Annotated in this window: 11 protein-coding genes; 4 read left to right on the forward strand and 7 right to left on the reverse strand. The window is 72.0% G+C overall.

Going from position 1 to position 12,881, the window contains the following annotated elements; all coding sequences use genetic code 11:
- Positions 1-100: 100 nt before the first annotated feature.
- Both ACIBUY_RS16160 and ACIBUY_RS16165 read right to left on the reverse strand, forming a co-directional pair.
- Positions 101-1,093 carry a GDP-mannose 4,6-dehydratase gene (locus ACIBUY_RS16160; protein WP_365563311.1) on the reverse strand — a complete coding sequence of 331 codons (993 nt, stop codon included), beginning with the start codon at positions 1,091-1,093 and terminating at the stop codon, positions 101-103.
- 11 nt (positions 1,094-1,104) lie between these two features.
- Positions 1,105-2,250, reverse strand: coding sequence for a UDP-N-acetylglucosamine--N-acetylmuramyl-(pentapeptide) pyrophosphoryl-undecaprenol N-acetylglucosamine transferase (locus ACIBUY_RS16165; RefSeq protein ID WP_365563249.1), 1,146 nt, complete (start codon positions 2,248-2,250; stop codon positions 1,105-1,107).
- Between the two features lie 64 nt (positions 2,251-2,314).
- On the opposite strand from ACIBUY_RS16165, the gene ACIBUY_RS16170 reads away from it, so the two are divergent.
- On the forward strand, positions 2,315-3,055 hold the full coding sequence (locus ACIBUY_RS16170) for a response regulator transcription factor (RefSeq protein WP_365563246.1): 741 nt from the start codon (positions 2,315-2,317) through the stop codon (positions 3,053-3,055).
- Positions 3,052-4,467 (forward strand): sensor histidine kinase, encoded by a 1,416-nt coding sequence (locus ACIBUY_RS16175; protein ID WP_399152888.1) that lies wholly within the window; start codon positions 3,052-3,054, stop codon positions 4,465-4,467. Before ACIBUY_RS16170 ends, ACIBUY_RS16175 begins: the two co-directional genes overlap by 4 nt.
- 10 nt (positions 4,468-4,477) lie before the next feature.
- On the opposite strand, the gene ACIBUY_RS16180 is transcribed toward ACIBUY_RS16175, so the two are convergent.
- From ACIBUY_RS16180 to ACIBUY_RS16195, 4 genes are all read right to left on the reverse strand, one after another.
- Positions 4,478-6,193, reverse strand: coding sequence for a methylmalonyl-CoA mutase (locus ACIBUY_RS16180; protein WP_399152889.1), 1,716 nt, complete (start codon positions 6,191-6,193; stop codon positions 4,478-4,480).
- Between the two features lie 177 nt (positions 6,194-6,370).
- Positions 6,371-6,709, reverse strand: a complete 339-nt coding sequence (locus ACIBUY_RS16185) for a DUF3817 domain-containing protein (RefSeq protein WP_365563239.1) — start codon at positions 6,707-6,709, stop codon at positions 6,371-6,373.
- A gap of 67 nt (positions 6,710-6,776) precedes the next feature.
- Positions 6,777-7,286 carry a MarR family transcriptional regulator gene (locus ACIBUY_RS16190; RefSeq protein WP_365563236.1) on the reverse strand — a complete coding sequence of 170 codons (510 nt, stop codon included), beginning with the start codon at positions 7,284-7,286 and terminating at the stop codon, positions 6,777-6,779.
- A gap of 21 nt (positions 7,287-7,307) precedes the next feature.
- Positions 7,308-8,630: an MFS transporter gene (locus tag ACIBUY_RS16195; RefSeq protein WP_399152890.1), complete on the reverse strand. Its 1,323-nt coding sequence runs from the start codon at positions 8,628-8,630 to the stop codon at positions 7,308-7,310.
- An 88-nt stretch (positions 8,631-8,718) separates the two neighbouring features.
- On the opposite strand from ACIBUY_RS16195, the gene ACIBUY_RS16200 reads away from it, so the two are divergent.
- Complete coding sequence (locus ACIBUY_RS16200) at positions 8,719-9,711, forward strand: DUF5937 family protein (RefSeq protein ID WP_399152891.1); 993 nt, start codon at positions 8,719-8,721, stop codon at positions 9,709-9,711.
- 94 nt (positions 9,712-9,805) lie between these two features.
- On the forward strand, positions 9,806-10,861 hold the full coding sequence (locus ACIBUY_RS16205) for a glycoside hydrolase family 6 protein (RefSeq protein WP_399152892.1): 1,056 nt from the start codon (positions 9,806-9,808) through the stop codon (positions 10,859-10,861).
- A gap of 54 nt (positions 10,862-10,915) precedes the next feature.
- Here the strand turns inward: ACIBUY_RS16205 and ACIBUY_RS16210 are convergent, their stop codons facing one another.
- A complete protein-coding gene (locus ACIBUY_RS16210; protein WP_365563225.1) occupies positions 10,916-12,880 on the reverse strand; it encodes a kelch motif-containing protein in 1,965 nt (654 codons plus the stop codon).
- Position 12,881 lies beyond the last annotated feature (1 nt).

Consider the following 12,881-nt stretch of genomic DNA (forward strand, 5'->3'; position numbering starts at 1 on the left):
CGCCTCCGTCCTCATGGCGGAGGCGAGATCTCCCGAGGCGGTCACGTCCGGATACAAGCTCGGCCCGTTCCGCTCAGGTCTGGTCTGGTCTGGTCCCGATTCAGACCTGGTACCGCCCCGGCGCGAACAGCGACAGATTATCCGCCACCCACTCCGACGTCCGCTCAAGACCCTCCCCCAGCGTGAACTCCGGCTCCCACCCGGCCCATTCGCGTGCCCGGGAGTTGTCCGACAGGAGCCGGTGGACCTCGCTGCCCGACGGGCGCAGGCGGGACGGGTCGACCACGACGCGGGCTTCGCGGCCCGACGCCGCGATGAGTGCCTCGGCCAGGTCGCCGATCGCTATCTCCTGGCCCGTGCCGAGGTTGACCACCTCGCCGAGCGCCTTGTCGCACTCGGCCACCGCCATGAAGCCGCGGGCCGTGTCCGTGACGTACGTGAAGTCGCGCGTCGGGGTCAGCGAGCCGAGCTTGATCTCGCGGGCGCCCGCGTGGAGTTGGGCCAGGATCGTGGGGATCACCGCTCGGGCGGACTGGCGCGGGCCGTACGTGTTGAAGGGGCGGACCACCGTCACCGGCAGTTCGAAGGCGTGCCAGTGCGACAGCGCCATCATGTCCGCGCCGATCTTCGAGGCGGAGTACGGAGACTGGGGCTGGAGCGGGTGGGATTCGGAGATCGGGGCCGTGAGCGCCGTGCCGTAGACCTCGCTCGTGGAGGTGTGGACCAGGCGGCGGACGGAGTGGCGGCGGCAGGCCTCGGCGATGTTCTCGGTGCCGACCACGTTCGTCTGGACGTACGCGCCCGGGGAGTCGTACGAGTACGGGATGCCGATCAGGGCGGCGAGGTGGAACACCGTGTCGCAGCCCGCGACGGCGTCGGAGACGCGGCCCGGGTCGCGGACGTCGCCCGCCACCATCTCGACCCGGGGGTCACCGATGAGGTGCGCCAGGTGGCCCTTCTCGGCGTACGGCTTGTAGTGGACGAAGGCGCGGACGTGCGCGCCCGCGTCCAGGAGCAGGTCGACGAGGGTCGAGCCGATGAAGCCCTCCGCGCCCGTGACGAGGACCGTACGGTCCGTCCAAGTGCTGTTCATGTCTACCGCGCTCATGCTTGCTGCAACTCCCTTTTCATGTGGGCCAGTTCGAGTACGTGGTTCGCGAGGAGGTCCGCCGCTCGCGCGTGCGGGCCGTGGGGTGCCGACGCCGACATCGCGGCCAGCCGTGCCGGGTCGGCGAGCAGGGGTTCGAGGAGGGCGGCGAGCGCGTCCGGGGTCGTGTCCGCGTCGGGCAGCAGGAGGCCCGCGCCCGCGTCCGAGAGGACCCGTGCGTTGTGGGTCTGGTGGTCGCCGGGGGCGTGCGGGTACGGGACGAGGACAGAGGGGACGCGGGTCGTGGCGAGTTCGGCGACCGTCGCCGAGCCGGCCCGGCAGACGACCAGGTCGGCGGCCGCGTACGCCAGGTCCATCCGGTCCAGGTAGGGCACGGCCACCGCGGAGGTGGACAGCAGACGGCGGCGGGTCTCCTCCAGCGCCGCCGGGCCCGTTTTGATCAGCAGGTGTACGTCCGTGCGACCCCGCCAGCGTGCCGCCAGACCGATGGCCGCCTCCGTGAGCCGCGCGGCGCCGAGGCTGCCGCCGTTGACCAGGACGAGCCGGGCGCCGTCGGGGACGCCGAGCGAGCGCCGGGCCGTGTCGCGCAGGGCCGCCCGGTCGAGCGCGGCGAGCTCCGCGGAGATCGGCATGCCCGTCGTGAACGCCCGTGTGCCGCCCGGGAGATGGGCCCTGCTGCGGTCGAAGGCGACGGCGATGTGCGGGGTGAGGCGGGCGGCGAAGCGGTTGGCCCGGCCGGGGACGGCGTTGGACTCGTGGATGAGGCTGGGCAGGCCTGCCATGCGGGCGCCGACGATCACGGGCGCGCTGGGGTAGCCGCCCATGCCGACGGCGACGTGCGCGCGCTGCTCGCGCAGGATGGCCTTGCACTGGGCGCCGGACTTCATCAGCGCGGCGGGCAGCAGGTAGCGGCGGGCGCCGAGGGAGGGGTCGAAGGGGATCATGTCGACCGTGTGGAGGCGGTACCCGGCGTCGGGGATGAGCCGGGTCTCCAGGCCGCGTTCGGTGCCGACGAACGAGATCACCGCGTCCGGGACGGCCCGGCGCAGCGCGTCGGCGAGGGCGAGCCCGGGGTAGATGTGCCCGCCGGTGCCGCCCGCGCCGATGACGACGGAGAGAGGTGTTCGCGTGAGTTGGGGCATGGCACGGAAGCGTGGCGAGCCGCTCTAAGAGGGTGATAAGAGTCGAATTTGGCACTGTGGTGCCATGACGACAGGAAGTACGGCGGCGGGTGCGCGCGGTGGGACCGGTTCCGGCGAGGCCAGGATCCTGGTCGTGGACGACGACCCCGAGGTCCGCTCGGCCGTGCAGGACGCGCTGACCGTCGAAGGGCACGTCGTACGGGGCGTGGCCGACGGCCAGCAGGCGCTGACCGCGCTCGCGCGCTGGGAGCCGGACGCCGTGGTCCTCGACGTGATGATGCCGGTCCTCGACGGGCTCGCGGTGTGCCGCCAGATGCGGGCCGTAGGGGATCGCACGCCGGTCCTCGTGCTCACGGCGCTCGACTCGGTGAGCGAGCGGGTGGACGGCCTGGACGCGGGCGCCGACGACTACCTCGTCAAGCCGTTCGCGCTCGACGAGCTGACGGCACGGGTGCGGGCGCTGCTGCGCCGGGCGGCACCGGAACCCGAGCCGGACGACTCCCCCGACGTCCTCACGTACGCCGATCTCGTCCTGGACCCGGCCACGCGTACGGGCCGGCGCGGCGGCCGCGCCCTCGACTTCAGCCGCACCGAGTTCGCCCTCCTCGAGGTGCTCGTGCGCAACGCGGGACAGGTCCTGCCGCGCGGCGTCATCCAGGAGGCGGTGTGGGGACGGGACTTCGGGCCCGACTCCAACTCCCTTGCGGTGTACGTGGGTTACCTGCGCCGCAAGCTGGAGGCGCCCGGCGAGCCGCGCCTCGTCCACACGGTCCACGGCGTCGGTTACCGCCTGGGCACGCCGTGAGCGGGCGGCGCCGATTGAAGGACCGCACCCCGCTGCGGACCCGCCTCGCGCTCCTCGCCTCCGGCACGGTCGCGCTGATCACGGTGGGCGTGTGCGTGGCGTCGTACGCCGTGATCCGTTACGAGCTGGGGCACCAGCTCGATCTCCAGCTCACCCAGGCGGCGACGCTGGCCACGCAGCAGAACCGGGACGAGGGGCCGGGGGTCAAGGACGGCGAGTGCCGCTATCTGGCGGCCCCTGCCTGTGCCCAGATCGCACCGGCCGACCCGGCGGACGACCCGAAGGGCGCGTACCTCCTGCCGGTGACGGACACCACGCGCGAGGTGGCGGCGGGCACCCGCGCCCCCTACTACACGAACCTGACCCTCCAAGGGCATCGGGTGCGGATGCTCACGACGCCGTACACGGGCGGGGGCCGGGACAAGGCCCTTCAGGTGGCGCTGCGTTCGGACACGGCGGCGCGGGGTCTGCGGCAGGCGACCGCGCTCCTGGCCGCGATCAGCGCGGCCGGGGTCGCGCTCGCGGCGGCGGGCGGCTATTGGATCTCACGCCGGGGCCTGGCCCCGGTCGCCCGTCTGACGGCGACGGCGGAGCGGATCGCGGCGACGCGGGACGCCCGGACGCGGATCGACCTGCCGCCGGGGCGGAGGGACGAGGTGACGCGCCTGGCGGCCTCGTTCAACACGATGCTGGGCGAGTTGGAGGACTCGGTGACGGCCCGCCGCCGCCTGGTCGCGGACGCCTCGCACGAACTCCGTACGCCCCTGACGGCACTGCGCACGAACGCCGAACTCCTGGCCCGCGCCGACCGTTTGACGCCTGCTCAGCGCGAGCGGGCCTCCTCGGCCCTGGGCCGCCAGATCCATGAAGTGACGTCCCTGGTCAACGACTTGATCGAGCTGGCCCGGGACGAGGAGCCGCAGCCGCTGGTGGAGGACGTGGCCCTGGCGCCGCTCGTCACGCACGCGGTGGAAGCGGCCCACGCCCATTGGCCGCAGGTCACCTTCACGCTCACGGTCCACCCGGAGGCGGCCTCGACGACCCTCCCCGGCGTCCCGTCCCGCCTCTCCCGCCTGCTGGCGAACCTGCTCGGGAACGCGGCGAAGTTCACCCCACCGGGCGGCGCCCCGGTCGAAGTGACGTTGTCCTCACGGGACTTGACGGTTCGGGACCACGGCCCCGGCATCGCCCCCGAGGACCTGCCCTACGTCTTCGACCGCTTCTACCGCGCGGAGGCGTCCCGCGCCCTGCCCGGCTCGGGCCTCGGCCTGGCGATGGCCCAGCAGATCGCCCGGGCACACGGAGCGGAACTCACGGCGGAACGGGCCTTGGGGGGCGGGGCGCTGTTCCGGCTGGCGTTCCCGCCGGCCACGGCCGTGCCCGCGGCGGGAGCGCCCGCCGCGGGCACCTGACCCGGCTCCCTCAGAACCCCGCGGGCTCCGTGTACACCCCCCACTCGTCCCGCAGCACCCCGCAGATCTCCCCCAGCGTCGCCTCCGCGCGCACCGCGTCGAGCATCGGCCCGATCATGTTCGACCCGTCGCGCGCGGACGCGAGCATCGCGTCGAGTGCCGAGCGGACCTTCGCCTCGTCCCGGGCCGACTTGCGGTCGCCGAGGACGCGCACCTGCTCGCGCTCCACCTCGTGGCTGACCCGCAGGATCTCGAGGTCGCCGGTGACCGAGCCGTGGGCCACGTTGACCCCGACGACCCGCTTGTCGCCCTTCTCGAGCGACTGCTGGTACTGGAACGCCGACTCGGCGATCTCGCCCGTGAACCAGCCGTCCTCGATGCCGCGCAGGATGCCGGACGTGATCGGGCCGATCGGGTGCTGCCCGTCCGGATGCGCCCGCAGGCCGCGCTCCTTGATCTGGTCGAAGATCTTCTCGGCGTCGGCCTCGATGCGGTCGGTGAGCTGCTCGACGTACCAGGAACCGCCCAGCGGGTCCGCCACGTTGGCGACGCCCGTCTCCTCCATCAGGACCTGCTGCGTGCGCAGGGCGATCTCCGCCGCCTGCTCGGACGGGAGCGCGAGCGTCTCGTCCAGTGCGTTCGTGTGGAGGGAGTTGGTGCCGCCGAGGACCGCCGCCAGCGCCTCCACCGCCGTACGCACGACGTTGTTGTACGGCTGCTGCGCCGTCAGGGAGACCCCTGCGGTCTGCGTGTGGAAGCGCAGCCACTGGGCCTTGTCGGTCTGTGCCCCGTACACGTCGCGCATCCAGCGGGCCCAAATGCGGCGCGCCGCACGGAACTTGGCGATCTCCTCGAAGAAGTCGACGTGCGCGTCGAAGAAGAAGGACAGGCCCGGCGCGAAGACGTCGACGTCCAGGCCGCGGCTCAACCCCAGCTCCACGTAACCGAATCCGTCGGCCAGCGTGTACGCCAGCTCCTGCGCGGCCGTCGCACCCGCCTCACGGATGTGGTAGCCGGAGACCGAGAGCGGCTTGTACGCGGGGATGGACGCGGCGCAGTGCTCCATCAGGTCGCCGATCAGGCGCAGGTGCGGCTCGGGCTGGAAGAGCCACTCCTTCTGCGCGATGTACTCCTTGAAGATGTCCGTCTGGAGCGTGCCGTTGAGGACCGTCGGGTCCACTCCCTGGCGCTCCGCCGCCACCAGGTACATGCAGAAGACGGGCACGGCGGGCCCGCTGATCGTCATCGACGTCGTGACGTCGCCCAGCGGGATGTCCTTGAACAGGACCTCCATGTCCGCGGCCGAGTCGATCGCGACCCCGCAGTGGCCGACCTCGCCGAGCGCGCGCGGGTCGTCCGAGTCGCGGCCCATCAGCGTCGGCATGTCGAAGGCGACGGAGAGGCCGCCGCCGCCCGCGGCCAGGATCATCTTGTAGCGCTCGTTCGTCTGCTCGGCGTTGCCGAACCCCGCGAACTGGCGGATGGTCCAGGTGCGGCCGCGGTAGCCGGTCGGGTACAGGCCGCGGGTGAACGGGTACTCGCCCGGCCAGCCGATCCGCTCGAAGCCGTCGTACGTGTCCCCGGGCCGCGGCCCGTAGACCGGCTCGACCGGGTCGCCCGAGAGCGTCGTGAAGTCGGCGTCGCGCTTGCGTGCGGCGTCGTAGCGGGCCTGCCAGCGGCGGCGGCCCTCCTGGATGTCAGCGTCCGTGCTTCCCGTGCTTCCCATGCTGTCAATTTACTAGGACGTCCTAGTAAATGTCGACGATCGGCTTTGTGATCCTGCTGACCGGTGCACCGCCCGCCGCCGCGACCCGGACCATGGCCACCCCTGCACGAAAGGCGGCGCACCCCCGGTCTTCCGGGGGTGCGCCGCCTCGGGCGTCCGCTGCGGCGAAGGCGCTCGCTACGCCTTCGCCAGGTTCGTGCCGTCGTCGGCGACCTTGGCCTCCAGCTCCGCGGAGACCTTGCGCTCGACGAAGAACGCGGCGGTCGGGATGGTGCCCGCGATGAGCACCCACAGCTGCTTGCCGACCGGCCACTTCGCCTTGGACCCGAGGTCGAAGGCGAAGACCAGGTAGATCACGTAGAGCCAGCCGTGCGCGATGGCGATGACGCGCGTGGCGTCCGCCGCGCCGTCCATGTCGAACGCGTACTTGGCGATCATGCCGAGACACAGGAGGACCAGGAGCACACCGGTCACGTAGGCCATGATCCGGTAGCGGGTCAGCACGGATTTCTTCATGGGTCGAGCGTAACCGCCCGATTTGCGCGATCTTCAGGCAGGCCCGGCCCAAGCGGAACCGGCCCCTTCACTCCTCGGCGAAGTCGGCCGCGGCCACCCGCAGCGGCCGCAGCATCGCGAAGATCTCGCCGCACTCCTCGGCGTCGTACACGCCGAGCCCGAAGTCCATCGCCATCAGGTCGCGCGTGGCCGCCTCGACCACCTCGCGACCCTTGTCCGTGATGGTGGCGAGCGTGCCGCGCCCGTCGTTCGGGTTGGGCCGCTTGTCGACGAGGCCCGACTTCACCAGCCGGTCGACCGTGTTCGTCACGGACGTCGGGTGCACCATGAGGCGCTCGCCGATCTTGGACATGGGCAGGTCGCCGGCCTTGGAGAAGGTGAGCAGGACCAGTGCCTCGTAGCGCGCGAAGGTCAGACCGTACGGCTTGACGACGGCGTCGACCTCGGCGAGCAGGATCTGGTGCGCGCGCATGATCGAGGTGATCGCGGCCATGGAGGGCACGGATCCCCAGCGCTGCTTCCAGAGTTCATCGGCGCGGGCGATCGGATCGAAGGCAAGGCTGAGCGGCTTCGGCACGCCCTTGACCTTACCGGCCGGTCATATTGCGGTCAGCCCCGTCTCGCCCTTTGACCGCGCGGCCCGGTCCGCGCCCGCTGCCCCGGCCCGTTCCGCGGCTCGGGCCTCCAGGGCGAGCGCCACGCAGCAGGCCCCGCCGAGCGCCCCCGCCCCGGCGACGGTCGCGGCGACCCCGAACGCCTCGGCGGCCGCGCCGCCCAGGGCCGCGCCCACGCCCTGGACCGTCATCAGGCCCGCGTTGTGCACGGTCATGGCGCGGCCGCGCAGTTCTTCCGGGACCGCGTCGACGAACCAGCGGTCGACGCCCAGCGTGTACGCGGATCCGAACCCGGCGAGGACGAGGAGCGGCAGCGCGGCGCCGAGGCCGGGCGCCGCCGCGTAGCCGATCAGCGGGAGCAGCGTCAGACAGGCCAGCGGCAGGGCGATCCGGGAGCGGGTGGCGGGCGACAGGACGGAGCCCGCGAACAGTTCGCTGGACACGGTGCCGACCGCCATGGCGCACATCAGCAGCCCGACGGCCGTGGTGCCCGCCCCGATCTCGTCGGCGTACGCGGCCGCGAGCACCTCCGGTACGACGGCGAACAGCGGCGGCACCCAGAGCAGCAGGAGCAGGACGCGGATGCGGCGGTGGGCGAAGAGCTGTCGGGCCCCGGCGAGCGAGTAGCGCAGCAGGGGGCGCCGTTCGACGGTCCGCGCCGGGCGTCTGCGCGTGCCGAGGCGCAGCAGCGCGGCCGAGGCGAGGAAGGTCGCGACGGTGAGGGTGAGGGCGCCGCGCGGCGACACGACGGTGAGCAGGACGCCGCCGAGGCCGAGCCCGCCGAGCACCGCGCTCTGCGAGACGATCCGCAGCAGGGACCGGCCGAGCACGAACAGGTCGCCGTCGCCGAGGACGTCGGTGAGCGTGGCCATGCGGGTGCCGTTGAAGACGGGCGCGACGAGCGCGATGGCGAAGCGCAGGGCGAGCAGCGCGGCGACGGGGGTGACGGGCAGCGCCATGAGCGCGGCGCAGGCGGCGCAGAGCAGGTCGCAGGTGACGAGGACCCGCCGCGGCGCGTACCGGTCGGCGATGCCGGACAGCAGAGTGCCGCCGATCGCGTACGGCAGGAACCCGAGCGCGAAGGTCAGGGCGCTCAGCAGGGGCGACCCCGACAGCCGGTACACGAGCACGCTGAGGGCGATCTCGGCGACGACGACGCCGAACAGGGAGGCGGCGTGCGCGACGAAGACGGCCCGGAACTCGGGTATGCGGAACAGCCGTCGGTAGCCCGCCGTGCGGTGTTCGTCCGTGCCTGCGGCTTTAGCCCGCTCGTGCGGCGGGTGCGGGGGTGCGTCGTCCGTCGTCATGCCCGCACCCTGACGCCGCCGGGGCCGTCGACGTAGTGTTTCGGCCCACGCCGAATGTTCCGTCGTACGCCCGGGGGGCCGTCGCACCATGCCGCTGCATCTGCACCTGGGCGAGAGCGATCTGCTGCACTGCCGCTTCGCGATATCGCCGCTGTGGGAGACGCAGGAGGCGATCCGCACGCTCAAGCGGCCGGAGCGGCACGGGTACCACCTGCCCTGGCTGCGCCGGATCCGCGCCGCGGCCCGCACGGTGGATCTCGCGGCGGTGTGGCTGCTGATGCCGCAGCGCGGGCACACCCCGGACTTCATGGGGCCGCCGCCGATCGGCCCCGCGGCCACGTTCGACGAGGAGATCGCGGCGGTGCGGGCGACCCCCGCCGAGGTCGCCCGGCACGACATCGCCCTGTCCCTGGCCTGCACCCCGGGCGCCGCGGACACCGCGACCGGGCGTGGTCTGCTGGCCGAACCCGCCCGCGCCGTACGGGAGTTGGCAGACGCCCTGGAGCACGCCTGGCACGTGCTGGTCGAGCCGGAGTGGCCGCGGCTTCGCGCCCTGCTCGAGGCGGACGTGGCGTACCACTCGCGGCGCCTCGCGCAGATCGGGCTCGAAGGGCTGCTCGGCGAGCTGCATCCGCGGATCGACTGGGACCCGGCGACGCTCACGCTCACCGCCCGGGCCGGCAGCCATCGCCGCAGTCTCGACGGGCAGGGCCTGGTGCTGCTGCCGAGCGTCTTCTCCTGGCCCGACGTGGTCAGCGGTTTCGAACCGCCGTGGCAGCCCACCGTCGCCTACCCGGCGCGCGGCATCGGCAGCCTGTGGACGCAGCCGTCCGGTGCCACGCCCCAGGCGCTCGCCGGCATCCTGGGGCGCCGCCGCGCCGACGTCCTGTCCGCCCTCGGCGCACCCACGTCGACCAGCGCCCTCGCCCACGCGCTCGGCCTCGCCCCGTCCTCCGTGTCCGCGCACCTGACGGCCCTGCGGGCGGCGGGCCTGCTCACCGCCCAGCGGTACGGGCATCAGGTGCTGTACGAGCGGACGCCGCTGGGCAGCGCCCTGGTGACGGGCGGTCAGGACACCTGACGAGACGTTCGGGGAGAGACGGCTAATACGGTGGATCAGGCGCCCCTTATGTCACGATTGCCGGAATCATACGCGCTCCGACCCAGGGGGCAGGATGCCCGTCCCGTCCATCCGCACACAGGCCCGCACACCGGCCCGCGCCGTCGCACTCGCGGCCGCCGCCCTCCTCCTGTCCGCCCTCACGACGGGCTGCTCCGACAGCGGCAGCGGCGGCGACCCCACCGCCCAGGCCGCCGGGCAGACCGCCCCGACGCACGACGCGAACTCCTCCCCGTTCTGGGTCGACCCCGCATCGGCCGCCGCCGTCCAGGCCGACCAGTGGGAGAAGCAGGGCCGCGCCTCCGACGCCGCGGTGATCCGGCGCATCGCCCAGCACCCGCAGGGCATGTGGGCCCCGGGCGACTATCCGCGCCCGGCCATCGCCGAGGCCGCGGCCCAGGCCAAGAAGGCGGACAAGACGCTGGTCCTGGTCGCGTACAACATCCCGCACCGGGACTGCGGGCAGCACTCGGCGGGGGGCGCGCACAGCGCCGAGTTCTACTACCAGTGGATCGACGCCTTCGCGACGGGCATCGGCGACGCCAAGGCCCTCGTCGTCCTCGAACCCGACGCGCTCGGCCACATCGTCGACGGCTGCACCCCGGCCGAGTACCAGGAGGAGCGCTACCAGCTGATCTCCGGCGCCATCGACCGGCTGAAGAAGCAGCCGAACACGAAGGTGTACGTCGACGCGGGCAACCCCGCGTGGATCCCGGACGCCGGCAAGCTCGTCGAACCGCTGCGCCGGGCCGGCATCGCCAAGGCCGACGGGTTCTCGCTGAACGTCTCCAACTTCCAGACGGACCAGGCCAGCCGGGCGTACGGCCACCAGCTGTCCGGGATGCTCGGCGGCGCCCACTTCGTGGTGGACACCAGCCGCAACGGAGCCGGCCCCTACGCCGACGGCGGGGCCGACTCCTGGTGCAACCCGCCCGGCCGCGCGCTCGGCTCCGCCCCGACCACGAACACGGGGGACCCCGTCGTCGACGCGCTCCTCTGGGTCAAGCGGCCCGGTGAGTCCGACGGAACGTGTCGGGGTGGGCCCGGGGCCGGGACGTGGTGGGCGGAGTACGCGCTGGGGTTGGCGCGGTCAGGCGCCTCCGGCAATTGAGGAGCGGGTCCCGGGGCAGCGCCCCGGGACCCGCTCACCAGCACGGCCTGAGACTCACTTCACCTGGATCCACTTGGCCTCGGAAGAGACCCCGTCCGCGTCCGTCGCGAACAGCATGTACCACCCCGGCGGCACCAGCGCCCGGTCCTTGGGGACGTCGACCGTCACGGAACCGTTGCCCTTGGTCAGGCCCAGTTCGATCGACCGCTGCTCCACGTCCGTCGTGTGCGTCACGGCGGACGGCCGCATCAGCCGGGCCTTGACGATCCGGTCCGGATGATCCGTCTTGTACGTGGCCTTGTGGTTGTCCGCCAGCTCCTCGGGACCCGCCCCGAGCACCGGGCGCTTGTCACCGCCGCGGTGCAGCGCGGGCGGCGTGTAGATCTCCATCCGCTGCTCGAAGTGGCCCAGCTTGGTGTTCTGCTGGTCGTCGTAGAGCGGGTCGGAGCCGAACGTGGCGACCCGCCCGTCGGGCAGCAGCAGCGCCTCCGAGTGGTAGTTGCGCCCGACCTTCGGGGACGCGGCCTCGCGGAAGACGTTCTCCTTGGGGTCGTAGAACTGCGCCTTGAGGATGTTGCTGGCGCTGCGCCCGCGGTAGTCACTGGAGCCGTTCGACGTGAAGACGGAGTCGTCCGGCATGATGACGCTGTTCAAGTAGCGGGTGCCCTGCGGGAGTTGGGGCCCCGTCTTGAAGGACGGGTTGTCCTCCTTCAGGTCGATGACCGCGGTGCGCGACGTCGCCTTCTTGGACTCGCCGACGCCACCGCCGCCCATGATCATGACCTTCTGGTCCTGCGCCGGGGGCAGCAGCAGGGACGCCGAGGTCTCCGTCTCGTCCTGGTCGGTGAGCCCGGGCACCTTCTCGAACTTGTTGGTCTTCAGGTCCCACAGACCCGGCTCGCGGCCCTTGTCGGCGGGCCCGTACCCGGCGTTGGAAGCGGGGTAGAAGAGCTTGCCGCCCTTGGTCAGGAAGAGGGCCGGGTACGTCGGGAAGTACCGCTTGGGACCCATCGTCCACTTCTTGGTCTTCGGGTCGTAGATCTCGTTGTCGCCGGGGTCGATGACGCCGACGTCGTCGAGTCCGGAGACAGCGAGCACCTTGCCGTCCTCGAGACCGACCAGCGTCGGGTACCAGCGGGCCTTGGCCATCGGGTCGACGGGTACGTACTTCTCGGCGACGGGGTCGAACTCGTAGGCCGCCTTGATCCCCTGGAAGTCCTGCTTGTCCATGGTGATCTTCTCGGAGAGGCCGTAGACGTTGTCGGCGTCGTCGCCCTTGAGGCCCTCGATCTCGTACTGGGCCTGCTTGTCGGTGACGAACTGCTTGCCGTCCGCGGCCGCCTCGACGAAGACGCGGGCCTCGCTCGCCTTGACCGTCGTCCGCCACGGCTGCATGACGCCGGCCGCGTTGTACGTGATGTGGTTGACGCGCTTGGCCTTGGGCACGGTCACGTCGAACTTCGACACGTACTCGACACCCGACGGGGAGCGGAACTTGGTCCCCTTCTTCAGGACCATCACCTTGTCGGGGCTCTCGTTCTTGACGCGCATGCCGCCGCCGGCCCGCTTGACCTCGCCGTCGAGCAGCTCGTAGCGGGCGGTGCCGCCCGCCACCAGCATGCGTCCGTCGGGGAGTTGGGCGTGCCCCGAGCAGAAGAAGTCCTCGGGGGTGGCGATCTTCTTGAAGGTGTTGGCCTTCGGGTCCCACAGGACGGTGTCAAAGGAACCCGCGTCGAACTTCTTCTGCTCGTTGCCCGACCCGGCCACGATGAGCACCTTGCCGGTGTGCAGGAGCGCGGCGTGGATGGCGTTGGTGCGGTACTGGTCGGGGATGTCGACCGACGACCAGGAGCCGTACTTGGCCTGGTACCCGGGCTGGGTGATCTTCCAGTCGTAGTACTGCTCGGAGGCGAAGTTCCACGCCGCGGGGGCGTTCAGGCCGAGGAGGAGGGCGATGCCGCCCGCGCCCAGGACCGTCTTCTTCGTCCGCTTCGAGGGCTTGTAGGAAAACGGTGCCATC

Origin of the sequence: Streptomyces sp. NPDC050085 (assembly GCF_044460595.1) — a bacterium.
GTDB lineage: Bacteria > Actinomycetota > Actinomycetes > Streptomycetales > Streptomycetaceae > Streptomyces.